Genomic DNA, 26,857 nt, shown 5'->3' on the forward strand with positions numbered 1-26,857 from the left:
CTCAGCAGTGCGGGATAGCGGTCCCGGCATAATCATCGCCCGCAATGGCGGTGCAGAGATCGCTCCATTCGCAGCCAAAACAGGCCGTGCGCACTGTGGCCTCCGCGAAGCCACGGCGCATGCGGGCCAGCATCGGGGCCGTCAGTGACAGCGACTGCCCCGCAGCCAGCGGCACGCCGAGCAAAGCCGACACGTCGCTGAGCGCCTGGCGGTCCCGCTCGACAACGCTGTCGCGCCAGCAATGGGGCTCTGCATCGCCGAGCAGCGGCGCGCAGATGTCGTCCGGGCCATCGACCAGCGTCACCGCCTCGCCACCGGCAATCCGCACGGCGATGACGTCATAGTTGGCGGTGAAGGCGGCGCTGTATCCTTTGCCTGCGTAAGTCAGCAGGCAAAGGAGGTGGTGCGGGCGTAGCCTGATGCTCATCGGGCCGCGTTGCGCGTCAGTGCCATCAGCAGTGCGGCGCCCAGCGCCGACTTGAGCAGGCCGCCGATCAGGAATGGCGTTACGCCATAGGCGATGCCGCCCTCAATCCCGATGGCCAGGCCAAGCCACGTCGCGCCCAGCGCCAGGCAGACAGCATTGCCCAGCACCATGCCGGCAAAGGCCAGCAGGGGGCGGCTGCCATTCCAGCCCTTTTCAGCGAGCCAGCCCACGAGGGCGCCCGCCAGCGGGAAGGCAAAGAGGTAGCCGGCGGTTGAGCCGACAAAGTGGTGTGCGCCCGCCGCGCCGCCGGCCAGCACGGGCATGCCCAACGCGCCCTCGATCAGCCAGGCCGTGATGGTGATGCCGCCCAGGCGCCAGCCGTAGAACGCGCCGATCAGTGTCACGGCAAGGGTCTGCATGGTGACGGGCACCGGAACCATCGGCACTTCGACATAGGACGACAGGGCCAGGAAGAGCGTGCCCAGCACCACGGCGCCAGCGCGCCACGCCAGGGAACGGTTCTGGAGGTCGAGTGGGCTGAAAATGGTTCTGGACTGGGGAGGTGCAACGTCTGACATGAGAACTCCTTGCTGAATTATAGATAGTTTTGCCTATCTATCGCCATTGAATCCACGAATCTGGGATTCGAGCAAGAAAGTATAGATAAAATTCACAGGCGCGATTTGGGGCGCTGTCCGCTCCACTGCACGTGGCGGGTCAGAACGGCAGCCGCCATGTCGATTTGCCCAACGCGCAGCGCGGCGAGGATGGCCCTGTGATCCCGGTCGGTCGGCGCTTCCCATTCGGCGCGCCAGCCCGAGAACAGAAAGCGGGCGCTGGCAGAATGCAGGTCGTCGATGGTCCGCAGCAGGCGGGGCATGTTGCAGGGCGCGATGATGATGCGGTGGAAGGCGCGGTTGGCCTCTTCCCAGCTCTGCACATCCTTGGCCTGGTCGCCGGCGCGAATGGCGTTTTCCGCTTGGTCGAGAATGGCTTGGGTCAGGTGCGGCGCGGCATTGCGCAGGGCCAGCACTTCGAGAGCGGCCCGCATCTCGGCAACTTCGCGCACTTCCTCAAGGCTGAACCCGGCGACGCGCACCCCGCGCCGCGGTTCGCTCACCACCAGTCCCTGGGCTTCGAGCAGGCGGAACGCCTCGCGCACCGGCACATGGCTGGCGCCGAACTCCTCTGCGATATGGTCCTGGCGCAGCCTCTCGCCGGCCCCGATCGCGCCCGAAATGATCCGCTCCGCCAGCGCCTTGCTGATGCGCGCGGCGACTGTGTCGTCTTTTGCAATGCTCATGTTTTATAGATAATTCATCCGCGTTGGCCCGTCGACAGCGATATCGCGTGCGTTCAATAGTTTCAGACTGCGGAAACTATTGCTTGTCAGGTGGCCGCGCCTGTGGATAGTTATCCTAATAGGAAACTATTGAGGACGGCCATGGCTCTCACCCTCTACATGCATCCGCTCGCCTCGTTCTGCCACAAGGTGCTGATTGCGCTTTATGAAAACGGCACGCCCTTCACCGCGCAGAATGTTGATCTCGCCGACTCCCGGCAAAGTGCCGATCACCTGGCGCGCTGGCCCGTGGGGAAGATCCCGGTACTCCACGATGACGCGGCCGATCGGGTGGTGGCGGAGACCTCGATCATCATCGAATATCTCGACCAGCACCACGCAGGCCTTGCGCCCATGCTGCCCGCCGATCGGTCTGCGCGGCTGGATGCGCGGCTCTGGGACCGGTTTTTCGATCTCTATATCAGTGTGCCGATGCAGAAGATCGTGCTCGACCGCATCCGGCCCGAAGGACAGGGCGATGCCTATGGCGTGGCAGAAGCGCGGGCCGCGCTCGACACCGCCTATGGCATGGTCGACGCCCACATCGCCGGCCGGCAATGGGCGGCGGGCGATGCGTTCGGGATCGCGGAGTGCGCGGCGGCGCCCGGCCTGTTCTTTGCGTCTATCGTCCATCCCTTTGCGCCGGAGCATGGGGCGCTGGCGGCCTATTTCGAAAGGCTCATCGAGCGGCCGAGCGTGGCGCGCGTACTGGCCGAGGCGCGTCCCTGGCTGACCATGTTTCCCTATCGCGAGGCGGTTCCGCCGCGCTTCATGGAGGGATAGGCTGGCGTGATGGAAGCCAATACAGACACCGCCCAGCTCGACCGCATGTTTCAGGCCCTTGCCGACGGGCAGCGCCGCGCCATGGTCGACCGCCTCAGCCGTGGCCCGGCCTCGGTCAAGGAGCTGGCCTACCCTACGAGCATGGCGCTGCCATCGGCACTCAAACACCTCGCCGTGCTCGAATCCGCAGGGCTGGTGCTCTCCGAAAAGGTCGGGAGGGTCCGCACCTTCCGCATCCAGAGCGCGGCGCTGGCCGATATCGAAAACTGGGTCACCACCCGCAAGCTCAACCTCAATTCCGCGTTTGACCGGCTCGACGCCGCCATGGCGGCATTCCCCGAGGAGCAATCATGACGCACCATTCCACCTTCACCATTGAGCGGCGGCTGGCGGGCAGCGCGGCCCATGGCTTCTCGTTCTGGGCGCAGCCCGAACTGAAGCGGCGCTGGAGCTCATGCCACCCAGATTGGCGTGAACTGGAATATCACATGGATTTCCGCGTCGGCGGTGGCGAGATCAGTCGCATGGTCACCCCCGATGGCGTCGAGCATGACGTGATCTCGCAATATCAGGACATCGAAGTGGGACGGCGCATCGTTTATGCCTACCGCATGATCGTCGATGGGCAGGCCGCTTCGGCTTCGCTGGCCACCGTGGAATTCGCGGATACGTCGAGTGGTTCGCTGATGACCTATACCGAACAGGTGGCGCTGCTGACCGGCGCCCAGAGCGCCTCAGCCCTGCAGTTCGGCACCGAGACCGGCTTTGAGCGCCTGGTCCTCGAAATCGAGCGCGACCTGGTGCTGTCGCACTAGGTGGTGGGGCGCACGCCGCAGGAAATGTCAGCCAGCGCCTGTTCGAAACGCGCGCGCATCGCCTGATGGGGCGGCGCCAGCCGCACAAGGATCAGCAGCTGGTCGGTGCTTGATTCAACCACCAGCAGCCCCTCGGCGATATCGAGCTGCTGCTGCGCCAGCAGGCGCGTCTGGGCGGCGTTGAAGATGCCCAGTTCAACCGTCTGGCCTATGCCGTCGCGGTTGGTGGTCGAATAGGTCACGGTCCCCGCCTTGTCGAACAGCGCCACCGACCAGAACGCATCGGGAAGCACGCCGCTGACATAGGCCGGGCCATCGGCCAGGTTCACCCGGCACAGCCCATAGGCCAGCTGCGGGTCGAGCCCGAGGGGATTGGGTTCGCCCGCCTGGATCTGCGGCAGCACAACCATGCGGTTGTCGGCTTCCAGGTCGGCAACGCGCGTCCAGACCGATTGGTCGGCAAGCATGGGAAGGGTCAGGATCACCACGATGTGGATGATGCCACCCAGCACCACGCCACCCAGCAGCCACAGCAGGAACCGGATCATGCGCAGTCCCCGCGGATAATGGCGGGCATGGATTCATCGTTCGAAAAGCCCGAGAACACGGCCGTGTCATAGAGCGACAGCACCAGCTGGTAGGGGCCTTGGCCCGCCAGCTCCAACCAGTTCCACGGCATCAGGCGCGTGCCGACATAGATGCGGATGGCGGTATCATTGGCGCGGACAATGCTGCTGCTGCGCAGGGAGGTTGGCGTGCCTTCCGCAGCGACATTGATGCCGTTCCCATCGACCGCCACCAGCGTCCAGAATGTCGCCAGCGGCGTGCGCCCGTCGATGCGATAGGTGCAGTCGCGCGTCAGGGGCTGGCCGTCGCTGTCGGTGGTTGCCACAAATTGCAGGCCCTCCGACTGGCCCAGTTGGAAAGCGGCGGTGCGGGCCAGATGGCTGCGCGTATAGGGGTTAGGAGCATTGGAACCGACATCGGTCCAGGCGCGCCACGGGCCCACCTGCGCCACCCCAAACAGCCGTCCGTCGGTGAGCGCGTAATAGCTGAGGCCGAAACCGACACCCAGCGCCACCGCGATCATCATCAGGAGGTAGATTACGAAGCGCACGGTTCAGCGGCTCGGAAATGCGGGATTTGGCATGGGCGGCGGAACCTGCGCGCGGAGTGGCTGGCTAAGCCTATAGCAAGGGGGGCAGGGGGGCGGAAGGGTGCGCGGGGAAATGGTCGCTAGATCCCCTGCGTCTGGCTGGGCATCTGCGCGCTGGCCTGGGTCGTCGGCGGCGCGGCCGTCTGCAGCGTTGCGTTGAAGCGATCGGCCAGGTCCATCAGCTTGCGCGCTGCTCCGGCCGTCAGGCTGGGCGGACGCTGCACGGCCTCTTCTTCAACCGCATTGGGATCGGCCGCGGCGACGATGGGAGCGGGCGGCGTGAAGTCGACACCGAACACCGGCTGAACGTCGATATTGGTATGGGCATAGGCCATGAACTTCTGCCAGGCGATTGCGGGAAGCGTGCCGCCAGTCAGGTTGTTGGTGGGGTGGTAGTCGTCATTGCCGAACCAAACGGCTGCCACGTAATTGCCGGTGAAGCCGCAGAACCAGGCGTCGCGATACGACGAGGTCGTGCCCGATTTGCCGACGACCGGAACGCCGGGCACGTCGGCGCGGCGGCCGGTGCCGCCGGTGACGACACCGCGCAGCATGGAATTCATGTTGGCAACGGTGGTCTCGCTCAGCACGCGTTCGCGCGGGGCGTCGGGGTCGGCTTCATAGACCAGCTCGCCGTTAAGCGTGGTCATGCGGGTAATGCCAAAGGCCGGGGTCTTGTAGCCGTGATTGGCCAGCACGGCATAGGACGAGGTCATGTCCAGCACCGAAACCGAAGCCACGCCTAGCGCCAGCGAACGGGTCACCGGATAGTCGGCCTGCAGGCCCATGCGGTGGCTGAGCTCGGCTATGGTGTCGCGTCCGGTCTTGATCGATAGGGTCACCGGTACGGTATTGAGCGACTGCGCAAAGGCCGAAGCCAGCGTCACGGTGCCTTTGTAGTTGCGGCCATAATTCTGCGGGCACCAGTCGCCGATGCAGACCGGACGGTCGGTGATCATGTCGGATGGCGTCAGGCCAAGCTGCTCAAAGGCCTCGGAATAAACAAAAATCTTGTAGGCCGAGCCGGGCTGGCGGGTCGAGACGATGGCGCGGTTGAACTGGCTCTTGCCATAATCCACACCGCCGACCATGGCGCGGATGGCGCCGGCCGTGTCGGTGACCACCATCGAGGCCTGGGTCACGTCATACTGTTCGCCCTGTTCGCGCACGGTCGAGACCACGGCCTCTTCGGCATATTGCTGCAGGGTCGTATCGATCGTGGTGCGGACGACGAAGTTGTTGGAGGCGTGGTTGTGGGTTTCGATCAGGCCCTTGGATTGCTCGAATGCCCAGTCGAGGAAGTAGTTTGGCGAGTTGGCATCGGCGGCGCGGCTGATCGGCGTGGCCGGGTGGCGGCGGGCGGCGGTAACCTGGCCTTCGGTGAGGAAGCCGGCGGCGACGAGGTTGGTCAGAACCACATTGGCGCGGCCGCGTGCGGCCGCCAGGTCGATATGCGGAGCCCACCGGCCCGGGGCCTTGTAAAGCCCTGAAAGCATTGCAGCTTCGGCGAGGTTGATGTCCTGCACGCGCTTGCCGAAATAGTAGTCGGCGGCGGCGACGACGCCGAAATTGCCACCGCCCATATAGGCACGGTCCAGGTAGAGCTTGAGGATCTGGTCCTTGGTGTAGTGCCACTCAAGCCAGACAGCCAGAAACGCCTCAACGATCTTGCGTTCCAGCGTGCGCTCGGACGACAGGAAAAGTTGCTTGGCAAGCTGCTGGGTGATCGATGAACCGCCATGCAGGCTCGTCTCGCCCTGGGCATTGGTCATCAGCGCGCGCAGGGTGCCGACCGGGTCGACGCCGAAATGCTCATAGAAGCGTCGGTCTTCAGTCGCGAGGGTGGCCTTGATCAGGTAGTCCGGCATGTCGCTGAGGGCGACGGAGTCATCGGAGCGAATGCCGCGGCGGCCGATTTCGTTGCCGAAACGATCAAGGAAAACAACGGAATAGTCTTCCGCCTTGTTGAATTCACCCGACGCAGTGACATCGAAGGCCGGCATGGCCAGGGCGACCATGAGTACGCAACCGATGGCAAAAAAGGAAAAGCCGTCGCTGAGGACTTCCACGATGGCCCGTTTGAAGCCGGCCACGTGGAAAATCGCCATAAAGTCCTGAAAGCGTGTATAGCCACGGCCGAGCCACTGCCAGAACTCATAAAGCGAGGAATCCAGCCACGCATCGGCTGCCAGCATGCTGGAGGATTTCTTGCGTTTTTCTTTGGTATAGAACGGATCCTGCACCAGTCGCCCCCGGCTTGGCTTTCCGGACGTTTGTCCGTAACCGACGTCCAACGCAACATGATCGCTGGAATATGATTGCGCTTGTTGGCAGACAAGAGCAAACCGGCAACAGCCTATCAGTCACGAGTTAAGATGGCCTTTTGGGAAGAAAAATCTCTGGATGAAATGACCGAGACGGAGTGGGAAGCGCTCTGCGACGGTTGTGGCCGCTGCTGCCTCATCAAGCTCGAGGATGAGGATGCCGGAATCCTGATCACGTCCGACGTCCGGTGCCAGTTGCTCGACGGCGATACCTGCACCTGCACCGACTATCCCGGCCGGCAGGCCAAGGTGCCGGACTGCATCAAGCTGACGCCGCAGAATGTGACTGAGATCAAGTGGATCCCCACGACCTGCGCCTATCGCCGGCTGGCCGAGGGCAAGGGGCTGGCCTGGTGGCATCCGCTCGTGTCTGGCGATCCGCAGACCGTCGTCGATGTGGGTGTGTCGGCCCGCGGCCGGACCTTCGCCGAGCAGGACATTGCTCCCGACGAGTGGGAAGATCATGCGGTCGAATGGCCCGAATGGGAACCGCCCGAGCAGCTCTAGGTATTTACACGCCGTTAACCATGTTGTGGCCAGATCGGGCGATCTGATAGCCAGAGTTGTGACATGACCAATACGACGGCATCTCGAGACCTCGATGAACCGTTCTGGACGCGTGTCCGGCTGGCGATCGGGGCTCTGCGGCCGGTAAGGCAAGAGCGGGCCCCAGCCTATGGACAGGCGGCCATCGCGCGCTCCATTGGCATGAAGCCAAAGCTGGGGCCGCGGATCGACGAACAACTGGCGCAGGGCTGGACCAGCGCCGCGGCACGACGGGTGTCGCTGAGCCTGCTGGTCATCGAAGTCGACCGGTTCGCCGAGTATTTCACCGCCTATGGCAAGGAAGTGACCGACGATTGCCTGGCGGAAATCGCGGCAACGTTGGGTGCCCTGCTGCCCCGCAGTGGCGACAGCTGCCTGCGCCTGGGCCGGGCGAGCTTCGTTATCGTATTGCCAGACCTTCCCGCGCTGATGGCGCGGGCCACCGCCGCCAAGATGCTCGACGCCGTTCGCCGCCTGTCGCTGGCCCACAAGGAAAGCCACTCGGGCGTGGTGACCGTAAGCGCCGGCCTGGCCGTGACCAATCCGAGCGGCGGCTATGACCGCAAATTCTTCGAAGCCGCCGCCGAAGCGCTGAAGAAATCCCAGCGCCGCGGCATGGGCCGGCTGGAAGGGATCGACCTACGGCCTGCCCAGGAGCGCAAGCGCAAGGCGGCCTGAGGGGATTACACCGGCGCGCGTTTTTCTCACCCGAGATGGGTGGGAAGGCGTGTGGCGAATGTGTCAGTGTGCCACTGGGCCTTGGCACCCAGCACGGTTGCCAGCGGGCGCCTGAACTCCTAATAGAGCCGTCCTCGCGCCGCCGGGCGCATTCCCAAGATGGATGGCATGCCATGTCCCTCGTTTGCGGCCTCGACTTCGGCACGTCCAATTCCACCATTGCCCGGCTCGACCAAAGCGGGGTTCCCCAATTGCTGCAGCTTGAGGATGGGCGCGAGACCATTCCCAGCGTGCTGTTCTTTGGTTTCGAGGATGACACGATCCATTTCGGGCGCGATGCCGTTGCCGAATATGTGACGGGCGCCGAGGGGCGGCTGATGCGCTCGCTCAAGAGCGTGCTGGGCACCTCGCTGATGGAGGACACGACCCGCGTCAAAGGGCGGCGCTATGGGTTTCTGGAAATCCTGGGCATTTTTATCGGAGAGGTGAAGCGGCGCGCCGAGATTGAACTGGGCGGGGCCATCGATACCGTCGTCTGCGGCCGCCCTGTGCATTTCGTCGACGACGATCCGGTGGCCGATGCGGCGGCGCAGGACCAGCTGGAAGCGGCGGTGCGGGCGCAGGGCTTCTCGAACGTCGCGTTCCAGTTCGAGCCGATCGCGGCAGCGCTGGACTATGAGCGGCAGGTCAGCGCGGAGCGCCTGGCGCTGATCGTCGACCTGGGCGGCGGCACCTCGGACTTTACCGTCATTCGCGTGTCGCCTGAGCGGGCCCGTTCGGTGGAGCGCGGCGGCGATATCCTGTCGACGGCGGGTGTGCATGTCGGCGGCACCGATTTCGACCGGCTGCTGTCGATGGCCAAGGTGATGCCCGAGCTGGGGCTGGGCACCCGCACCAAGGACGGCAAGCGGCACCTGCCGGTCGCCCCTTATTATGACCTTTCGACATGGCACCGCATCAACCGGCTCTACAATGCACAGACCATCCGCGACCTGCGCGGCACCCGCAACGAGGCGCAGGCGCCCGAGAAGATGGAAATGCTGATCGAGCTGATCGAAGACCGGCTGGGGCACCGCCTCGTCGGTGCGGTGGAAGCGGCCAAGATCGCCCTGTCGGATGCCGACCATACCGATTTCGTGTTCCCGGTGCGCGACGAGCGGATCGAGACGGCCATTTCGATCGCCGAACTGACGGCGGCGCTGCACAGCTCGGTGGGGCGGATCGAGGCGACGGTGGATGAGGCGCTGCATAGGGCAGGGGTAAAAGTGGCCGATATCGACAGCCTGATCCTCACCGGCGGGTCGACGCAGGTTCCTGCCATTGCCGGGCGGTTGCGAGCCATGTTCCCCGATGCGGAGCTGGTGCGCACCGACGTGCTGGGCAGCGTGGGGCTGGGCCTGGCGGTGGACGCTGCCCGGAAATTCGGGTGAGGGCGGCAGACCCCCACCCTTGATCCCTCCCCACGAGGGGGAGGGAGACGACTGCGGCTTTGAGGCCTGCCCCTGACGAAACTCGGACGTCACCCTCGGGGGGAACGCCAGCGTGGCGGGCGGTGTTGCCCGGACATCGAAGCCCGCCAGCAACGAACTTATCCATCTTATCCACGCGTCACGGTGGCGGGGTATAGTTCAGGCATGGTCGGAGAAGTGGGTGAGGCGGTGGTGCCTCCCCAAGTGGCACCGGGGCTTTCATGGCAGAACCAAAGATGCAGGACACCCGTGACTGGGTGGCCATTCGGCACGCCTATGAGACGAGCAACGAGACGCTGGTGCAGATTTGCGCGCGCTTTGGGCTGACCAAGGGCCAGCTCGAATATCGCTACCGCAAGGAGCACTGGATCTCGCGGCAAGCCACCCTCGCCAACCGCAGGGATTCAACCATGGCGCGGCTGTTTGCCGTGCTGGAGAAGCAGGTCACCAAGCTGGCCAATGCCGGCGGGGACACACTGGGCGACAAGGAGGCACAACAATTGACCGAACTGATCAAGAACTTCGACAAGATGGCGACCATGGCCGGTCACGAGGTGAAGGCCGAGATCTCGCCGCACAAGCATGACATGCGCGACCTGCGCGAAAAACTGGCCAAGCGCATTGATCAGTACAAGCGACGCTGACGGCACGACCCAGGTCGCGGCCCTATCCGACGTAGCGGTGATCAACCTGCTGTACGACTGGAACCTTTGGGCCCACGATCAGCAGAAGGAGCCCGAGGGCGACTGGACGACCTGGCTGTTTCTCGGCGGGCGCGGCTGCGGCAAGACAAGGACCGGCGCCGAATGGGTGCGCAGCCTGGTGGCGCAACGCATCACCCCCATCGCACTGGTGGGGGAAACCATGAGTGAGGCGCTCGCCGTGATGGTTCGCGGTGAGAGCGGCTTGATGAATGTCTGCCACGCACAGCAGCGGCCCACATTGAAGGGGCACCAGCTGATCTGGCCAAATGGGGTGGAGGCGACGCTGATGTCGGCTTCGGACCCCGACCGGTTTCGCGGGCCGCAATTTGCCGCCGCCTGGTGTGACGAGCTGGAACTGTTGGCCGGGGAAAACACCGGCGCAAAGGGCGCCGGCGGCGCGCAAGAAGATGTGGTGGGCGCCAGCTTTGCCGTGGCCTTCTGCGAGGGCGAAGTGCACCGGCTGGGGCGCATCTGGGCGGATGGGCAATTGCTCGACCCCGAGGGCCTGACACTGCGCTTCTATCGCGGCACCGAGGACCAGCTGCCCGACGGGCTGATCGAAGCGACGCAGGGCACAGCGCCGGCCTATCGCGGGCTCTGCTATCTCGTGGTCGAGCAATTGCCGCTCAATCGCTTCGGCAACCGTATCCCCCAGCTTTCGGTGGAACTGTGCCGCGTCGTGGGGGACCTCGAGCCCAACATAAGGGCGGTTACGGTGATCCCTGGGGCGACCGAATTTGGCTACGACCCGGTGCCGCGCGTGCGGCTGGCCGGGCCGGGGCACACGGCGGTCGAGAATACGCATGTCTCGGCCAATGTCAGCGACTGGACGCTCTCGATGGACGAGCTGACGGCGCTGTGCCCCAATCTCGAACATGTGTCGCTGGTGCTGGCCTGGTTCGGCGATGACCTGCGCTGCGGCGAATGCCGGATCGGGCCGCGCGTCGAGGCCGCGGACCGGGCGGTGCTTGGCACCAGCTGGAGCGTGATGGGGCTGGGGCGCGCCGATGTGCCCGTGGTGTCGCGCCACAATGGCGGCGCGGCCTATGGCGGTACGCCTTCGGACGGGGCGGTTCTGGCGGCGATTGCCGACCTCAAGGCGCGCGGCATCAAGGTGACGCTCTATCCGATGATCATGATGGACGTGCCGGTGGGCAATGGTCTGCCCGACCCCTATGGGGGCGCGGAACAGGCGGCCTATCCGTGGCGCGGGCGCATCAGCTGCCACCCGGCGCCGGGGCGGGTGGGCTCGCCGGACCAGACGGGGGCAGCGGCAGCGCAGGTGGCCACCTTTGCCAGCCGATACCGGCAGATGGCGCTGCATTATGCGAGCCTGGCGCAGGCGGCCGGGGGCGTCGATGCGCTAGTCATCGGCTCGGAAATGCGCGGACTGACCACGGTGCGCGGGGCGGGCAACAGCTTTCCGTTCGTCTCGGCGCTGGTGGCGCTGGCGGCGGATGTGAAGGCGGTGGTGGGCGCGGGAACCAAGGTCACTTATGCGGCCGACTGGAGCGAATATTCGGGCTATCAGCCTGATGGCGAGAAGTTCTTTCACCTCGACCCGCTCTGGGCATCGCCTGCGATCGATGCGGTGGGCATCGACAATTACATGCCGCTGGCTGACTGGCGGGACGGCATGGGGCATCGCGATGCAGCCCTGTCGGCGAGCGGGTATGACCTCGACTACCTGGCGGGCCATGTGGCGGGCGGCGAGGGCTTTGACTGGTATTATGCCAGCGATGACGACCGCCGCGCGCAGGTGCGGACACCCATCGAGGATGCCGCGCATGGCGAGCCTTGGGTGTGGCGCTACAAGGATATCCGCAACTGGTGGAGCCAGGCCCATCACGACCGGCCGGGCGGGGTGCGCAAGGCGACGCCAACCGCCTGGGTGCCGGGCAGCAAGCCAATCTGGCTGACGGAGGTGGGGTGCGGCGCGGTCGACAAGGGGGCTAACCAGCCCAACATTTTCGGCGATCCTAAAAGCGTTGAAAGCGGGCGGCCCTACTTTTCCAGCGGGGCGCCCGATCCGCTGATCCAGCGGCAAGTGCTGCGGGCGCATCAGGCGCATTGGCGCGATGGGGCCAACAATCCGCCGGGAATGGTGGACGTCGATCGCATCTATCACTGGACCTGGGACGCGCGGCCCTATCCGGCCTTTCCGGCGCTGACCGAGGTGTGGGCCGATGGCCCCAATCACCGCGTCGGCCACTGGCTGACCGGGCGGCTGGGCGGCGTTTCCAGCGACGAGCTTGCGGCGGCGATATCAGCCGACTATGGCGTTGACCTGAAGGCCGAGCCAGCCTCGCCGCTGGTGAGCGGGCTGACGCTGATGGCTGCGACCACGGCGCGCGATGCGCTGGAGCCGCTGATGGAAGCGACCGGCCTCACCCTGCGCAACCGGGCCGATGGACTGCATCTGGGGTTGGCCCGGCGGGGTGCGGTAGTGATGATTGACCCCGAGGCTTTGGCGACGGGCGAGGGGGCGGTGCTGACGCGCCGCCGCCCCGATCCGGCCGAGGCACCGGGGCGGCTGGCGCTGAGTTATCTTGACCGCGAACGCGATTATCTCATCGGCACCGTGACTGCGCTGAGCCATGCCGAGGGGCCGCTGGCTGGCGAAACGACGGCGCTGAGCTTTGATGGTTCCGGTGCGCGGCTGGCCGCCGAGCGCATGCTCGACGCCCGCAGCGCGAACAGGGAAGTGCTGGAGTTCAACCTGCCGCCGGCCATGCTGGCGCTGGAGCCGGCCGATCTGATCGACGTCGCGGGGCTGGCCGAAGGGCCGTTCGAAATCAGCGAAATTCGCGATGGAACCGCGCGCCGGGCAACGGCGCGGAGCCTGCCTGCGGCCAATGCAGTGGCAACGGGGATAGACCGGCCGCTGGCCACGGCGGGTGGCGTGGTGGCGCGGGCTTTGCCGGTTGTTGTCGCGGCCCATCTCCCACCGCTGCCCGAGGATGTGCAACGGACCCGGCTGGTGCTGGCGGCTTACGCGCAGCCCTGGCCGGGCAGCGTGCAGGTGGCCGACGAGACGACAGGTAGCCGAGTTGCCGAATTGGTCCGGCGTGGGCTGGTGGGGCAGCTGGCGACGGCGCTGCCAGCGGGTCCGGTGGGCGTTTGGGACCAGGGCAGTGTGGTGGACGTGACCTTGCTGGCGGGGCACCTCGCTTCGGCGGAACCACTGGCCGTGCTGGCCGGGAGCAATCGCCTAGCTATCGAGACCGACGCAGATGGCTGGGAGGTCATCGGCTTTGCCCGGGCCGAAATGGTCGGGGTGGGGCAGTACCGGATCAGTGGGCTACTGCGGGGGCTCGATGGAACGCGGGCGGGGAAGGCCACGGCCGGGAGCCGGGTCATGGTGCTCGACGGGCGCTGCGTGACAATGCCGGTCGAGGCCGGGCGGCTGGGTGAAACGCGCGACCTGCGGATTTATGCAGGGTCGGCGGACGTGGTGGGCGAGGCGTTGACGCTGGCCGCCGATGCGGGACCCGCATTGCCACTACCGCCTGTGCACTTGCGGGCCCGGCGGGAGGCCGGTGGGGATATCAGGCTGACGTGGATCAGGCGCAGCAGGGCCGATGGCGATGGGTGGGGATTGGCAGAAGCGCCGCTTGAGCATGGCCCCGAGGCCTATCGGGTCACCGTGCTGAGCGGAAACACGCTGGTTCGGGAATTCACCTGTAGCGAGCCCACGGCGCTCTATTCGGCCACCGAGCAAGTGGCCGATTTCGGGGTGGCGCCTTCAACCCTTGGTTTCACGGTTTCGCAGCTTAGCCCGGTGCTGGGTGCGGGGCATGCTGCGCGAGGAGAATTCCATGGCTGGCAGCCGGTTTGACACCTGCCTCGATGTGGTGCTGCGGCACGAGGGCGGCTATGCCGACCACCCCGCAGACCCCGGTGGCGCAACCAATCTGGGGATCACCCGCAAGACCCTGGCGCGATGGCGCAAGGTTTCGCCCTGGTGGGCGCTGCCCAAAAGCGAAGTGCAGAAGCTGCAGCGGACCGAAGCCGCGCGCATCTATCGCGCCGGCTACTGGGACCGGATAGGGGCGGAGAAACTGCCGGCCGGGCTCGATCTGGCGCTCTTCGACTTTGCCGTCAATTCCGGCCCCGACCGGGCGATCCGCACACTGCAGACCGAACTCGGCGTGGTGGTGGACGGGCAGATCGGACCGCTCACCCGCGACGCGATGGCGGCCTATGTCGCACGCAGGGGGCCGGGGGCGCTGATCCATGCGCTGTGTGACCGGCGCCTGACCTTTCTCAACCGGCTTTCCAGCTTTGCCACCTTCGGCAGGGGCTGGACGACCCGCGTCGCGGCCATCCGGACGGCCGCCCTGTCCGCCGCAGGGGCGGGGGGCGTGGTTTCTTCTCAACCGACAAACTGGAGTACGATCGTGGACATCCTCAACGGCTACAAGACCTACATCGTCGCCGCCTTCATGCTGCTGGCGGGCCTTGCCCAACTGCTGGGCGTCGACCTGCCTGCCCTCGACGGCGCCTCGGCGGGGCACCTGATCATGGAGGCACTCGCCGTGCTGTTCCTGCGCAAAGGACTGAAGGGAGACATCGGGCGGGCGTGAGGCCCGTTGCATCTGGCGTTGGTGTGCCCGATATTAGGGCGAACCTGAAAGGGGCCAGCGGTGAAGCACTCATCTATCGTCGTTCGCGCGCTATGGGATGCCGAGGCGCAAGTCTGGGTCGCCTCAAGTAGCGACATTGACGGTCTTAGTGTCGAAGCGGAGAGCATCGAGGCACTCAATGCCAAGGTGCTCGCCGCCATTGCCGACCTCATCGAGCTCAACGGCATTGATTCTGAACTGGCGGAAATCCCGGTTCACCTGCTGGCCGAGCAGTTCACCCGTATTCCCAATCCGTCGCACTGACCGTGGCGGGCTTCCTGCGCGAGCTAAAGGCGCTGCTGATTGCCGCAGGATGCTATTTTGTGCGCCAGGGGCGCGGCGATCATGAAATCTGGTATAGCCCTCTGACCAAACGATATTTCACCATCGATGCTGGGACAAAATCGCGCCACACGGCGAATGAGACGCTCAAGCAAGCTGGATTGCCTAAGGGCTTTTTACTTGCCTGCCTCATTCATGTCCCATTCAGCAACGCCGTCCTAAGTTGCCCTCATGAAAACCTTGACCAGTAAATTGCTCGCTTCGATCGCCCTCGCGCTGGCGGTGGGTTTGGCTGCCGTCAGTCCGGCTCAGGCCCAGGCATGCCTGGACAAACGGCAGATCCAGGAGGCGGTTTCGTCCGGCCAGATCAAGTCGCTTGACGCCGTGCTGGCTTCGGCCGGCATCGACCGCAATGCCGACATCCTGTCCGTTCAGGTATGTGACGAAGGCGGCAGGCTCGTCTATATTATCGGCGTACTGGCTCCCAGCGGGGAGGCGCAGAACCTGGTTCTGAGCGCGCAGTAACGAACAGGCCTGGGGGCGGCACATGCGAATTCTTGTTGTCGAGGACGATACCAATCTCAATCGCCAGCTCAAGGAAGCCCTGACCGAAGCCGGTTATGCGGTGGACGTGGCTTTTGACGGCGAGGAAGGGCACTTCCTCGGCGATACCGAACCCTATGACGCCATCGTGCTCGACATCGGCCTGCCGCAGATGGACGGGCTTTCGGTGCTCGAAGAATGGCGCCGCGCCGGGCGGACAATGCCGGTGCTATTGCTGACTGCGCGCGATCGCTGGAGCGACAAGGTGCAGGGCATCGATGCCGGCGCAGATGACTATGTGGCCAAGCCCTTCCACATGGAAGAAGTGCTGGCGCGTATCCGTGCGCTGGTGCGCCGCGCTGCCGGACTTGCCTCCAATGAGATCGTGTCGGGCACTGTGCGGCTCGACGCGCGCTCGGGCAAGGTGACGGTCGATGGCCAGTCAGTGAAGTTGACCAGCCACGAATTGCGGCTGCTGAGCTACCTGATGCATCACAAGGGCAAGGTCATTTCCCGGACCGAACTGACGGAGCATCTCTACGACCAGGACTTCGACCGCGACAGCAACACGATCGAGGTGTTTGTCGGCCGCCTGCGCAAGAAACTACCCGACGAGTGCATCCAGACCGTTCGCGGACTTGGGTATATGATCGCGGAAGACTGAGGCTGGAGCGCTGATGCGGAAGGGCTCCATCGCGGCTTCACTGTTCTGGTTGTCAGCCGGCTGGCTGGTCGTGGCTCTGGTCGCGACCGGATTCCTGCTATCCGACCTCTATTCGCGTGCGCTCGATTCATCGCTTGCCGAAACGCTCGACTTCCACGTCGAAAGCCTTGCCGGTGCGCTGCTGGAGGCGGGCGATCCGCTCAGCGACTCCATCGAACTGACCGACCCGCGCTTCGACCGGCCTCGCTCGGGCTGGTACTGGCTGATCCGCGATGCCGACGGCACGCTCTACAACCTCTCGACATCGGTGGTGGGCATCGATTTGCCCCGGCTGGCCGGGCCGGCGGATGCACTCGGACGGCGCAGCGAATTGCTCACCGATGCGTTTGGCACCAAACTGCGGGCCGTCGAGCGGACCGTGACTGTGGCACCGACGACCTACCAAATCGTCGTAACCGGCAATCTCAGCGAAATCCTTGAGCGCGTGGACGAATTCCGCGGGCAAGCCTTTATCGTGCTCGGCGCGGTGGGGGTGATGCTGGCCATCATGAGCTTCATCGTCGCGCGCATCGCCTTGCGGCCCATGGACCGGCTCAGCGCTGCCATCGAAAGCGTACGCGAGGGCGAGAGCGGAAATGTCACCGGCACCTATCCCCGCGAAATTGCCCCACTGGCCGAAGAGGTCAACGAACTGCTCCGCTCCAACGCGCAGATCATCGAGCGCGCGCGCAATCAGGTGGGCAATCTGGCCCATGGCCTAAAGACGCCCATTGCCGTGCTGCGCAACGAAGCCGCTGCCAAAAAGGGCGCGCTTGCCGATGTTGTGCTCGCTGAAAGCGACAAGATGAGCAACATGGTGGCGACCTATCTCGAGCGGGCACGCCTGGCGGCCCGGACATCGGTGGTGGGCAAGAAGGCCGACCCGACCATTGTCATGCTGCGTTTGACGCGCGTGATGCGCAAGATCCATCCTGAAGTGACGATCGCCTTCCAGCGCCCTGACGCTTCCTTGCCCTGGTTCCGGGGCGATGAAGCGGACCTTGAGGAAATGGCGGGCAACCTGCTCGACAATGCCTGCAAATGGTCCAAGGGTCAGGTGGGCGTGCGCCTCTCGAGCGAGCGCGGCGACACCGGCACCATGCTGTTGATCCGCATCGACGATAATGGCCCCGGCCTCAGCGACGAGGACGCCCAGAAAGTGTTGCGTCGCGGTGTCAGACTGGACGAGAAAACGCCCGGCAGCGGCTTGGGGCTCGATATCGTCAAGGAACTGGTGGATGTGTACGGCGGCAGCCTGGCCCTCAAGCCTTCCGCTCTGGGCGGTTTGCTGGTCGAATTGCGGCTGCCCACGGCGCGTTTGGGAACTATGTCGAGGCCCAACGCAACCTGACGCACTTTCGCCGCATTACCTCAACAAGAGCCTTTTGACCGACCACGAGATTGCACATGAACCGTATCGCCCTCTTTGCCACTCCCTTGCTTGCCCTGACCCTGGCCGCTTGCACCAGCTCCGGTACCAGCCAAGTCGTCCAGGCACCCGTTGTGTCGCAAACGCCGGTGATGGCGCAGCCGCTGGTGCCGACCCCGGCCCAGACCACGCAGCTCGCGCTGGCAACCACGAGCGTGGCCAATGGTTTCGTTGATTCGGCGGCATTGGCACTGATGACGGCCAAGGACTCTGCCGAAGCCAATAGCGCCCAGTTCTACGCGCTGCAGTTTGGCCGTCCGGGCGCGCCGCGCCAGTGGGCGGGCGACAAGGGCACCACCGGCTCGGTGGCTGTTGGCCCCTATGTGCGCGTCAACAATCTCGACTGCCGCGACTTCACCCACACGGTCAAATCCGGTGGCAAGGACTATGTGAAAAAGGGCACGGCCTGCCGCGAACAGAACGGCAATTGGGCCGTCGTTCAGGGCGCCGCATAAGCCCAAAACCAATCCGTGCAAGGATTGTTTACCAAGGCGCGATAGGGTTTGGACATCCAATGTTCCAAACCCTTTGCGTTGATGCCCCAAGCCTCCAACACGACTGACCAGACTGTAGCCGTCGCGCCGCGTCGCGCGGCCCGTACCGTTATCCGGCCATTTGCCGGGGTACTGGATGCGGTCATCGTGCAGGATCCGGTATCGTTTCCCTTTGCGGGTTCGGTCGCGCGCAGTCATGCCGAGGCAGGCTGGACATGGGTCTATCGCGATCTCTGTCCCGATCTGATCTCGGGCGACCGCGTCAACAGCGGGCAGTATTCCGCCGCCGAGCTTGAGGCCGTCGTGCCGCAGGTTCTGGCGCGCATGAAAGACGGGCTAGCCCTCGTCGCCAACGACCCCGAAAAAGACCGTCGCCTGCGCGCTGCGTTGGGCAGCGCCGAAGCCCGTGATGCCCTGCCGACCTTGATGCTGGCCCTGCGGAGCCGCGCGCTGCTTGGCAAGGCCCAGGCATTTGGCAAGGCGATCAATACGATCGGCGACGACGCAGCGCTGGGCGTGGCGTTGCAGTCGATGCCCCTGCAGGATCCGGCGCTGGCGGCGCTGCTGTTTCATGCCGCGATCGGGCAGGTTGCCAACCCGACGCGCCTCGTTACCACCATCATCAAGATCTCGGGCAATGCGACCGAGGCAGCCGTGATCCGCATGGGCTTCACCCCGGTGATCGACGCCGTTGCTGCGCATGCGCAGGACCAGCTGCACATTCTGCAGCCAATGGGGCCCTTTGCCGATATCGACCTCGTGTGCCGCAGCCTCGACCGCTTTCACCGGCTGGTCCGGGCACTCACCGGCTATATCGAGTTTGCGCGGGGCAGTCGGTGGTCGCAAACGCTCGCTGCCATCACCAAGCAGGTCTCCGATCGCATCGAGCCGCGCTTGCGCGATGTGGTGGCCGATCTCAATCAGGCCATGCGCCGCCGCGAGGGCAGCGACCGGCTCGACGATGACCGCATCCTGGCGGCCATCAACGGCGTCTATCTGCTCGCAACGATCCGGGACTGCAGGGATTCGCTCGCTCTCAATGCGGTATTCGAGCAGGCATGGAGCCAGACCGGGCAGGCGCTGGAAGTGCATCTGCAGCGCAATCTCGATCTCTACCGGCAGGATCCAGAGGACGCCGCGGTCAGTGCGCGGTTGGATGCGGGGATCAAGATGGCCGAAGTCCGTTTCAACCCGGAATATGCCGACACCCTTCGGCGCGCCCGCGTCAGTGCAGGGCGCCGGGCCTAGACCATGCCATCCCGATAGGGAGAGACCAGCCGGATCGCGATGGCGCGGCCCGGCTCGCGTACGCTGGCTGTTTGGCCCTCGCTTCCCTTGATCAACACGACGGCCTGCCCCTTGATCGGGCGCACGACGACGCCGACAGCCTTGAGCGGGTCGGTTTCGTCGGCGTTGGCGTAAATCAACGCGCCGGTCTCAAGCGTGCGGTTTTCGTCTGGTGTTGCGAGCCACAAGGTGGCACCGCGATAGCGGCCATGCAGATAGGCGGGCGGCAGGGGCAGGTGGGCACGCGGATCGTCGGCCGGATCGCTCTCGGCCTCGATCACCACCATCGCCACGCGTTCCTGCGCCACGATCCCGGCGCTGGCAGCAGGAATGGCGCCCAACTGCACGCCTGCAGCGATTTCGGCGATATCGAGCGGGTGGGGCGTTTCGGCCAGCGACCAGCCTGTTTGCCTGCGGCCGAACGGCAGCCACCCCGGAATGCGTGCCGCGCGCTGACGCGGACGCTCGATATAGCGCCAGCCGGCATCGAGGAAGGCCGGGTGCCCTGTTTCATCGGGAACAGCACCGATCGGGGCGGCATCGTCTGGGGTTTCATAGATGGGGTCGATCAACAGTTCTTCGACCGGCTGGTGCGCGCGGCCGAGCAGGGCATCGACCGCGTCGCTGCCGCTGGCAAGACAGGCGCGGCGGCTGATCCAACCTGCGGCGCTGCCCGCCAGCGTGATCCCCTGCGGGCCAGTCTGCGGATCGAGCCGGGCATGGGTGGGGTTCCACTCACTGGTGCCGCCAGCCATGTGCCAAAGCGTCAGTTCAGGCTGCCAGCCGCCAGAGACCAGGAGCCGGTCTACCGTGAGGGTGGGCTCGGTGCGGGAGAGTGCTTCCATCGCCAGTTGCGGCGTGACCTGCAGGCCGCCCTTCTTTGCGGGCACCACTGTCTGGGCGATCGTGCCGACAGCCAGTGTGATGCCGTAAGCCTTTGAAAATTCGATGAAACGCGATTGGGGGCTAGGACGGGAATCCAGGATGCGGGGGACCGTGATCCCCGCATCGGCGGCCAGCATGGCGAGGCGATAGGCGGGGCTGCTGCTGGTGGCTATCAGCGCGGAGCCGCCGGTCCACACGCCGTAACGCTCTGCCATTTCGTAGGCTTCGAGGGCGCCGCTGACGCCGGGCAGGCGGTTGCCGGGGAACACCGGCAAGCGTTCGAGCGCGCCCGTGGCGAGCACAATGTTCGGGGCTCGCAAGTCGAGCACTCGGGTGGTGGAGGCGCCGTCGCGCAGTTGCACCTGATGAAGGCGGACCACGCCGCTGCGCAGGGCGAAGACTTCGGCGCTGGTGAGAACCGAGATGGCGTCGGACTTGGAAATGGCCTCGGACAAGCGCGCGATATTGTGCTGCGGCGTCTCCTCGCCATCCAGCGTGCCAAAGAGCGACGCGGTGCCCCCAAGACGCGCGGCAGCTTCGATCAATGCGACGCGCAGGCCGCGTTTCGCACCGGCGAGTGCCGCCGACATGCCTGCGACGCCGCCTCCCACGACGATCAGGTCGACTTCTGGCCCTGCCTCTCCGGCGCTGCCCAGCCATGGGCGGGCGAGTGCGTCGGGGCGGTCGAGATCGACGCCCAGCGAGCGGCGGCCGCGTCGCGTCAGTCGGACGAATGGATGGCCGTTGCGCCGGTGGGGCGTCGTGACGAACTCGGCGCCTGGAACGACCAACGTGCGCTCCAGCGGCAGGTGGCGGCGGTGGTCGCGCGCCTGTCCCGCAGGGGCGATGGTGGGGGCGTGGCGGGCCGAGAGGGCCAGCGGAACGCCGCCGCGCTCCCCCACCGTGTCTATGCCGGCGGCGAGCAGGGCGCTCAGCACGGTGTCGCCCGCGAATCCCGAGACGGTGCGGCCATCAATCTGGAACTCTAGTGGCTGCGTCCGGTCGATCGCGCGTCCTTGCAGTTGATGGTGGTTATCTGCCTCCAGCCGGTGCGGCTTGCTCCTCATGGCTGCGTCCCGAATTCGGCGACAACGGAATTGCCCGGCTTGCGATCGACGAGGCGCGCGCCCAGCCAGGCGTTTTCGAAGTCGCTGGCCTTGCCTGCAATCCAGCGGGCAATCGCGGGCGCGAGGAACGCTCCGCTGGGCCCGAGGCCCGCGAGGACGTCCGGTCCGACGCCACGCACGCGCCCCACGGCGGGCGCTGCATCTTGCGTCACGATGGTTTCGTAGCTCGATTGCCCGGCTTGGCGAAAATCGCGTTCACGTCCGAGCAAAACACCCAGCGATGCCGCGAATGGGTCGATGGCACCGGGGCCCATGGCCACGATCCCGCGCCCCGCCGATTGCGACAGCGTCAGGCCATTGTCGAGCTGGTGCATGACGGGTGACGCGATGGCGCGGGTCGGCTCGGTAAAGATCGTGCTGGCTATCTGGCGCGACAGCAGGGCGGGCCAATGGGCCACCTGCACATGGGCGATGATGGCGGGCGCGTCGGCCAGGATCACCTGATCGATCACGATGCGCCCGGTCGCTGACGTCAGCTCTGCGCTGCCGTCGGGCCGGACCGTGATGGCTTCGCCCGCCGCTGCCCGCTGGACGGCATGCTGGTCGAGCCAGACGTCGAGACGCGGTTCAAGCTGGGGGCGATGGAGCTGCACGGCGTCCCGCAGCAGGACCCCGCTGCGCTTTTCGCCGATAGAGGAGGGCGGCACGATTTCGGCCCCGTGCCCAAAGGCCAGCGCCATCTGCCGGATATGGGCGAGGGCCTCCTTGCCGGCGGCATCTTCGGCGAACAGGATGGGATCAACCCGTGACCAGCTGCCCTTGCCGCCAATGCGCGAAAGCAGCTTGAGAGATTCGGGCAGGCACTGCCTGAGCAGGGCCCAGGTCTCAGGACGGGTGACCGGCGCGACCGAGATATCCACACCCCGCGGGAGCCGGTAGCCGGATTGGCTTTCGCCGGCAAAAACCACGCTTCTGCCATGCGCCGATGCCAAAAGCCCGGCAACCAGCCGGGCTAGCGGCGTCGATCCGATCACGGCGAAGTCTGCGCGGGGTTCGATCATGCCTCAATGAAGGCCTGTGGCAATGCGTCCAACCCACTAGTGCGTGTTTCGGTGGTTTTTTGCCGTATTCCGCTTATAGATGACCATCTCTTGCCGCGAGGCGGCGTCAAGCGTATTGGGCCCATGCTGATCTGGTTCACTGCCATCGCCGTTACCGCCATTGCTTGCGTAGTACTTTTCTACGCATCCGGTTCCCGTACGGTCAATGTAACGAACCCCGAAACGGGTAGCGACAATAGTCATTTTCGCCTGGTTCTGGCCGGAATTGACGCCGACCTTGCTTCGGGCAAGCTCGGCGAGGCCGAGGCGACGGCCGCAAAGGGCGAGCTGGCCCGCGAAATCATGCGCGTGAAAGCCGATGACAGCCGCGCCGCCGGCGAAGGCATGGCCTTTGGCCGGACGCAGATGGCCCTTGGCCTTGGCGCATTCGCTGCCATCTCGCTGGGCCTCTATGCCATTTATGGCCACCCGGAAATGCCAAGCCAGCCGCTGGTCGGCCGTACCCCGGTTCAGGAACAGACAATCGACCTGACGGACGCCATTGCCCGCATCGAAGCCCAGCTGGCTGCGACGCCCGATGACGTTCGCGGTTGGACGGTTATTGCGCCGGCCTATGTTGAGCTTGGCCGCTATGACGACGCCGTTAACGCCTATCGCCGGATCATCGAACTGAGCGAAGCCACCCCGAATCTCCAGACGGGACTGGCCGAGGCCCTGCTGCTGGCCTCCGATGGCAAGGGTTCGCCCGAGGCGATGGATCTGCTGCGCGCAGCAGCCGCTGCCGATAGCCAGCACGTGTTGTCCCGCCTCTATATCGCCGCTGAACTCACCCGTTCGGGCGCCTACGATGAAGCCGTCCAGGCCTGGCAGTCCGTACTTGCCCTGGCCAAGGGCGGCGAGAACTGGCTTCCCGCAGCCCGTCAGGGCCTGGCCGTAGCCCAGAATGGCGGCGTTGCGCCGAGCCCCGAAGTGGATGCCGAGCGCATCGGTGAAATGGTTGCCGGCCTTGCCGAGCGCCTGGCGGGGCAGGGCGGCTCGATCGAGGAGTGGACGCAGCTTGTGCGCGCCTACCTCGTTCTGGGTGATGTCCAAAGCGCTCAACAGGCCTATGATGATGCCGTAATTGCCTACCCTCTGGCCTTTGATCGAGGCGATCTCGATACGCTGGCGCTCGGCGCCGGCCTTGAACTGAATGGATCTCAGCCATGACCACGCAAAATGCCATCCGCAAAAAAGGTTGGACGCGCAAGCAGAAGCGCCTCGCGCTGATCGCTGGCCTTGCCGTGGTGCTGGCTTTGGCCACCACTCTGGTGCTGGTGGCTCTGCGTGATCAGATCGTGTTCTTCTATTCGCCGTCGGACGTTATTGCCCGCCAAGTCGAAGCTGGTCAGCCGATCCGCCTAGGTGGACTGGTCAAGGAAGGAACGTGGGTTCGCGAAGGGCAGGACAACGACTTTGTGGTGACCGACGGCGCCAACGACGTCGCCGCGCGCTATACCGGCATTCTGCCCGACCTGTTCCGCGAAGGGCAGGGCGTGGTCGCCGAGGGTAGCTTGGGCCCGGACGGCAGCTTTACGGCCACCAACGTGTTGGCCAAGCATGACGAGAATTACATTCCCAAGGAAGTTGTCGACGCTCTCAAGGCCAGTGGCGAGTGGCGTCCGGAGACCGCGCAGTGAGCATCGAACTTGGTCATTTCGCCCTCATTCTGACATTTGCACTGGCTGCGGTATCCGCAGTCGGTGGCTATGCCTACTGGCGTTCGGGGCAGCGCATCGCGCAGGCGCTGAGCCAGGGCGCGATCCTGCAATTCCTGCTGGTGGCTGCGGCCTTTGCCGCCCTGATCCAGGCCTTCGTCACCTCTGATTTCAGCCTGCTTCTGGCAGTCAATAACTCCCATTCTCTCAAGCCGCTGATTTTCAAGATCTCGGGCGTGTGGGGCAATCACGAGGGCTCGCTGGTCCTGTGGATCCTGATCCTCGTGGCCTTTGGCGCGATGGTTGCCGCTTTTGGCCGGCGCCTGCCCAACGATCTGCTGGCGCTGGTGCTGGCGACGCAGAGCTTGCTCACGGCCGCATTTACCGGCTTCACGCTGTTTACGTCGAACCCGTTTACCCGGATTTTCCCGGCACCCTTCGAGGGAAACGACCTCAATCCGATCCTGCAGGATATTGGCCTCGCCATTCACCCGCCGCTGCTCTACGCGGGCTATGTCGGGTTCTCGATCTGCTTCTCCTTCGCCATTGCCGCGCTGATATCGGGCCGCATCGATCAGGCCTGGGCCCGCTGGGTCCGTCCATGGACCATGCTGAGCTGGACCTTCCTCACCCTGGGCATCGCCATGGGCTCCTACTGGGCCTATTACGAACTCGGCTGGGGCGGCTGGTGGTTCTGGGATCCGGTGGAAAACGCCAGCTTCATGCCGTGGCTTGCCGGGACGGCGCTGCTGCACTCGGCGCTGGTGATGGAAAAGCGCAATGCGCTCAAGATCTGGACCATCTTCCTCTCGATCATCACCTTCAGCCTGTCGCTTCTGGGCACGTTCCTCGTGCGCTCGGGCATCCTGACTTCGGTGCACACTTTCGCCAGCGATCCAACGCGCGGTCTGGTTATCCTGTCGCTGCTGGCCGTGCTGATCGGTGGGGCTTTCTTCCTGTTCGCCATGCGCGCCGCATCCTTGCGGCAGGGTGGACTGTTTGCGCCGGTCAGCCGCGAAGGTGCGCTGATCCTCAACAACCTGTTCCTCGCCACGGCAACGGGCGCGGTGCTGGTTGGCACGCTCTATCCGCTGGTGCTTGATGCGCTGACGGGCACGACCATCTCGGTGGGCGCGCCTTTCTTCAATCTCACCTTTGCTGCGCTGATGTCGCCGCTCCTGATCGTGCTGCCTTTCGGGCCGCTGCTGGCCTGGAAGCGTGCCGACGTCGTTGGTGCTGCCCAGCGGCTGATTGGGGCAGGGGCGCTCGCAGTGTTCCTGACCATCCTGATTTCCGCTCTGGGCGGTGTCTCGATCTCGCTGGCTCCGATCGGCCTGCTGCTTGGTTTCTGGGTAGCGTTTGGCGCGATCGCTGAACTCGTCGAGCGCAGCAAGCTTGGCCGCATTCCCCTGGGCGAAAGCATGCGCCGCCTGATCGGGTTGCCGCGCGCAGCATGGTCCACGGCCATCGCGCATTTCGGCGTCGGCGTGACTGTGCTGGGAATTGTTGCCACGACCGCCTGGGAAACCGAGCGCGTCACCACGCTCAATCCAGGCGAAGTCACCGATCTGTCGGGCTACACGATCGCCTTTGACAGCTTCGATCAGGTGCCGGGTCCGAACTACATGTCCGACGAGGGCCGGTTCACCATTACTGCACCCGATGGCAGCACGCGCCAGACCATGGCCGACCGCCGCACTTATGTCGCGAGCGGCATGCCGACCACCGAGGCGGCGATCCTGACCTACGGCTTCAGTCAGCTCTACCTGCAGCTGGGTGAGCCACTGGACGACACCCATATCGTTCGCGTCTGGCACAAGCCCTACATCACGCTGATCTGGTATGGCGCATTGCTGATGGCGCTCGCCGGCATCATTTCGCTCACCGACCGCAAGATGCGCGTCGGGGCTCCCCGCCGGGCCGCACGTCCGGTTGCGGAGGCCGCCGAATGAAGTGGTTGCGCGCACTCGTGCTGGCGGCTTGCCTCGCCAGCCCGGTCATGGCGGTGAGCCCGGACGAAATCTTGCCCGATCCGGTGCTGGAGCAGCGCGCCCGCGACATCTCCGCCGGCCTGCGCTGCCTCGTCTGCCAGAATCAGTCGATCGACGACAGCGATGCCGAACTGGCCCGCGACCTGCGCATCATCGTGCGCGAGCGTCTCGTGGCCGGTGATACCGACGAGCAGGTGTTCCAGTATCTGGTGGACCGCTACGGCGAGTTCGTGTTGCTCAATCCGCGGCTGAACAATCACACGGTCCTGTTGTGGATCGCAGCCCCGGTTCTGCTGCTGGGCGGGCTTACAGTGCTTTTCGTTCTGGGCCGCCGCCGTCGTACCGTCACTGCCGGCCTGAGTGCCGAAGAACAGTCTGTTCTCGACGAATTAAAGTAAAACGATTGCTTTGGCGGTGTTTGGACTGTGGCGTTTGCCGCCTCAATCCCGCCGCCAACATTGCCAAGGTTTAATGTTGGCGCAACTTCTCCGAAAGGCAGGGCATTCCATATTAGCAGCACAAGCTGTTGAGGGCTTGCCCAAGGAGAAC

At 64.9% G+C, this 26,857-nt stretch carries 27 protein-coding genes and 1 pseudogene; 20 read left to right on the forward strand and 8 right to left on the reverse strand.

What is annotated here, in order from left to right:
* Position 1: 1 nt before the first annotated feature.
* The 3 genes from ACZ5WT_RS12100 to ACZ5WT_RS12110 all read right to left on the reverse strand — a co-directional run bounded on the left by ACZ5WT_RS12100 (position 2) and on the right by ACZ5WT_RS12110 (position 1,730).
* Positions 2–427, reverse strand: coding sequence for a DUF1284 domain-containing protein (locus ACZ5WT_RS12100; protein WP_464284047.1), 426 nt, complete (start codon positions 425–427; stop codon positions 2–4).
* Positions 424–1,005 carry a biotin transporter BioY gene (locus tag ACZ5WT_RS12105; protein ID WP_464284048.1) on the reverse strand — a complete coding sequence of 194 codons (582 nt, stop codon included), beginning with the start codon at positions 1,003–1,005 and terminating at the stop codon, positions 424–426. Before ACZ5WT_RS12105 ends, ACZ5WT_RS12100 begins: the two co-directional genes overlap by 4 nt.
* A 92-nt stretch (positions 1,006–1,097) precedes the next feature.
* Positions 1,098–1,730 carry a GntR family transcriptional regulator gene (locus ACZ5WT_RS12110; protein WP_464284049.1) on the reverse strand — a complete coding sequence of 211 codons (633 nt, stop codon included), beginning with the start codon at positions 1,728–1,730 and terminating at the stop codon, positions 1,098–1,100.
* A gap of 141 nt (positions 1,731–1,871) precedes the next feature.
* Between ACZ5WT_RS12110 and ACZ5WT_RS12115 the strand changes: the two genes are divergently transcribed.
* The 3 genes from ACZ5WT_RS12115 to ACZ5WT_RS12125 are packed head-to-tail and all read left to right on the forward strand — an operon-like array spanning position 1,872 to position 3,367.
* Positions 1,872–2,552, forward strand: coding sequence for a glutathione S-transferase family protein (locus tag ACZ5WT_RS12115; RefSeq protein WP_464284050.1), 681 nt, complete (start codon positions 1,872–1,874; stop codon positions 2,550–2,552).
* 9 nt (positions 2,553–2,561) lie between these two features.
* The gene (locus ACZ5WT_RS12120) at positions 2,562–2,906 is read left to right on the forward strand and encodes an ArsR/SmtB family transcription factor (protein ID WP_464284051.1); all 345 of its coding nucleotides are present in this window, start codon (positions 2,562–2,564) and stop codon (positions 2,904–2,906) included.
* On the forward strand, positions 2,903–3,367 hold the full coding sequence (locus ACZ5WT_RS12125; RefSeq protein WP_464284052.1) for an SRPBCC family protein: 465 nt from the start codon (positions 2,903–2,905) through the stop codon (positions 3,365–3,367). Before ACZ5WT_RS12120 ends, ACZ5WT_RS12125 begins: the two co-directional genes overlap by 4 nt.
* Here ACZ5WT_RS12125 and ACZ5WT_RS12130 read toward each other — a convergent pair.
* The 3 genes from ACZ5WT_RS12130 to ACZ5WT_RS12140 all read right to left on the reverse strand — a co-directional run bounded on the left by ACZ5WT_RS12130 (position 3,364) and on the right by ACZ5WT_RS12140 (position 6,718).
* Positions 3,364–3,915, reverse strand: a complete 552-nt coding sequence (locus tag ACZ5WT_RS12130; RefSeq protein ID WP_464284053.1) for a DUF1254 domain-containing protein — start codon at positions 3,913–3,915, stop codon at positions 3,364–3,366. The genes ACZ5WT_RS12125 and ACZ5WT_RS12130 overlap by 4 nt on opposite strands.
* Positions 3,912–4,484 carry a DUF1214 domain-containing protein gene (locus tag ACZ5WT_RS12135; RefSeq protein ID WP_464284054.1) on the reverse strand — a complete coding sequence of 191 codons (573 nt, stop codon included), beginning with the start codon at positions 4,482–4,484 and terminating at the stop codon, positions 3,912–3,914. The genes ACZ5WT_RS12130 and ACZ5WT_RS12135 overlap by 4 nt, the downstream gene beginning before the upstream one ends.
* A 119-nt stretch (positions 4,485–4,603) precedes the next feature.
* A complete protein-coding gene (locus tag ACZ5WT_RS12140; RefSeq protein ID WP_464284055.1) occupies positions 4,604–6,718 on the reverse strand; it encodes a transglycosylase domain-containing protein in 2,115 nt (704 codons plus the stop codon).
* Between the two features lie 213 nt (positions 6,719–6,931).
* Here ACZ5WT_RS12140 and ACZ5WT_RS12145 point away from each other — a divergent pair, with 213 nt between their 5' ends.
* The 13 genes and pseudogenes from ACZ5WT_RS12145 to ACZ5WT_RS12205 all read left to right on the forward strand — a co-directional run bounded on the left by ACZ5WT_RS12145 (position 6,932) and on the right by ACZ5WT_RS12205 (position 19,568).
* Entirely contained in the window at positions 6,932–7,354 is a 423-nt protein-coding gene (locus tag ACZ5WT_RS12145) for a YcgN family cysteine cluster protein (RefSeq protein WP_464284056.1), read from the forward strand.
* A gap of 63 nt (positions 7,355–7,417) precedes the next feature.
* The gene (locus tag ACZ5WT_RS12150) at positions 7,418–8,071 is read left to right on the forward strand and encodes a diguanylate cyclase domain-containing protein (RefSeq protein WP_464284057.1); all 654 of its coding nucleotides are present in this window, start codon (positions 7,418–7,420) and stop codon (positions 8,069–8,071) included.
* Between the two features lie 173 nt (positions 8,072–8,244).
* Positions 8,245–9,501 carry an Hsp70 family protein gene (locus ACZ5WT_RS12155; RefSeq protein WP_464284058.1) on the forward strand — a complete coding sequence of 419 codons (1,257 nt, stop codon included), beginning with the start codon at positions 8,245–8,247 and terminating at the stop codon, positions 9,499–9,501.
* Between the two features lie 260 nt (positions 9,502–9,761).
* A complete protein-coding gene (locus ACZ5WT_RS12160) occupies positions 9,762–10,184 on the forward strand; it encodes a hypothetical protein (protein WP_464284059.1) in 423 nt (140 codons plus the stop codon).
* The gene (locus ACZ5WT_RS12165; RefSeq protein ID WP_464284060.1) at positions 10,162–14,082 is read left to right on the forward strand and encodes a baseplate multidomain protein megatron; all 3,921 of its coding nucleotides are present in this window, start codon (positions 10,162–10,164) and stop codon (positions 14,080–14,082) included. The genes ACZ5WT_RS12160 and ACZ5WT_RS12165 overlap by 23 nt, the downstream gene beginning before the upstream one ends.
* Positions 14,063–14,830, forward strand: a complete 768-nt coding sequence (locus ACZ5WT_RS12170) for a glycoside hydrolase family 108 protein (RefSeq protein WP_464284061.1) — start codon at positions 14,063–14,065, stop codon at positions 14,828–14,830. Before ACZ5WT_RS12165 ends, ACZ5WT_RS12170 begins: the two co-directional genes overlap by 20 nt.
* 60 nt (positions 14,831–14,890) lie before the next feature.
* On the forward strand, positions 14,891–15,133 hold the full coding sequence (locus ACZ5WT_RS12175) for a DUF1902 domain-containing protein (RefSeq protein ID WP_464284062.1): 243 nt from the start codon (positions 14,891–14,893) through the stop codon (positions 15,131–15,133).
* Positions 15,134–15,135: 2 nt separating this feature from the next.
* Positions 15,136–15,327: pseudogene (locus ACZ5WT_RS12180) on the forward strand (type II toxin-antitoxin system HicA family toxin); the annotation flags it as partial.
* Between the two features lie 55 nt (positions 15,328–15,382).
* A complete protein-coding gene (locus tag ACZ5WT_RS12185; protein ID WP_464284063.1) occupies positions 15,383–15,676 on the forward strand; it encodes a hypothetical protein in 294 nt (97 codons plus the stop codon).
* A 22-nt stretch (positions 15,677–15,698) separates the two neighbouring features.
* Positions 15,699–16,358, forward strand: a complete 660-nt coding sequence (locus ACZ5WT_RS12190) for a response regulator transcription factor (protein WP_464284064.1) — start codon at positions 15,699–15,701, stop codon at positions 16,356–16,358.
* 13 nt (positions 16,359–16,371) lie between these two features.
* Complete coding sequence (locus ACZ5WT_RS12195; protein ID WP_464284065.1) at positions 16,372–17,748, forward strand: ATP-binding protein; 1,377 nt, start codon at positions 16,372–16,374, stop codon at positions 17,746–17,748.
* 56 nt (positions 17,749–17,804) lie between these two features.
* Positions 17,805–18,281: an RT0821/Lpp0805 family surface protein gene (locus tag ACZ5WT_RS12200; protein ID WP_464284066.1), complete on the forward strand. Its 477-nt coding sequence runs from the start codon at positions 17,805–17,807 to the stop codon at positions 18,279–18,281.
* A gap of 81 nt (positions 18,282–18,362) precedes the next feature.
* Positions 18,363–19,568 (forward strand): hypothetical protein, encoded by a 1,206-nt coding sequence (locus tag ACZ5WT_RS12205; RefSeq protein WP_464284067.1) that lies wholly within the window; start codon positions 18,363–18,365, stop codon positions 19,566–19,568.
* Here ACZ5WT_RS12205 and ACZ5WT_RS12210 read toward each other — a convergent pair.
* Positions 19,565–21,559 carry an FAD-dependent oxidoreductase gene (locus tag ACZ5WT_RS12210; protein ID WP_464284068.1) on the reverse strand — a complete coding sequence of 665 codons (1,995 nt, stop codon included), beginning with the start codon at positions 21,557–21,559 and terminating at the stop codon, positions 19,565–19,567. The two genes, ACZ5WT_RS12205 and ACZ5WT_RS12210, sit on opposite strands and share 4 nt — an antisense overlap.
* On the reverse strand, positions 21,556–22,620 hold the full coding sequence (locus ACZ5WT_RS12215; protein WP_464284069.1) for a hypothetical protein: 1,065 nt from the start codon (positions 22,618–22,620) through the stop codon (positions 21,556–21,558). The genes ACZ5WT_RS12210 and ACZ5WT_RS12215 overlap by 4 nt, the downstream gene beginning before the upstream one ends.
* 123 nt (positions 22,621–22,743) lie before the next feature.
* Between ACZ5WT_RS12215 and ccmI the strand changes: the two genes are divergently transcribed.
* The 4 genes from ccmI to ACZ5WT_RS12235 are packed head-to-tail and all read left to right on the forward strand — an operon-like array spanning position 22,744 to position 26,706.
* Positions 22,744–23,829, forward strand: coding sequence for a c-type cytochrome biogenesis protein CcmI (gene ccmI / locus ACZ5WT_RS12220; RefSeq protein WP_464284070.1), 1,086 nt, complete (start codon positions 22,744–22,746; stop codon positions 23,827–23,829).
* Positions 23,826–24,299 (forward strand): cytochrome c maturation protein CcmE, encoded by a 474-nt coding sequence (ccmE, locus tag ACZ5WT_RS12225; protein ID WP_464284071.1) that lies wholly within the window; start codon positions 23,826–23,828, stop codon positions 24,297–24,299. The genes ccmI and ccmE overlap by 4 nt, the downstream gene beginning before the upstream one ends.
* Complete coding sequence (locus ACZ5WT_RS12230) at positions 24,296–26,269, forward strand: heme lyase CcmF/NrfE family subunit (protein ID WP_464284072.1); 1,974 nt, start codon at positions 24,296–24,298, stop codon at positions 26,267–26,269. The genes ccmE and ACZ5WT_RS12230 overlap by 4 nt, the downstream gene beginning before the upstream one ends.
* On the forward strand, positions 26,266–26,706 hold the full coding sequence (locus tag ACZ5WT_RS12235) for a cytochrome c-type biogenesis protein (RefSeq protein ID WP_464284073.1): 441 nt from the start codon (positions 26,266–26,268) through the stop codon (positions 26,704–26,706). Before ACZ5WT_RS12230 ends, ACZ5WT_RS12235 begins: the two co-directional genes overlap by 4 nt.
* The last annotated feature ends 151 nt before the right edge of the window (positions 26,707–26,857 follow it).

The sequence above is a fragment of the Devosia sp. T2-14 genome (assembly GCF_055397495.1).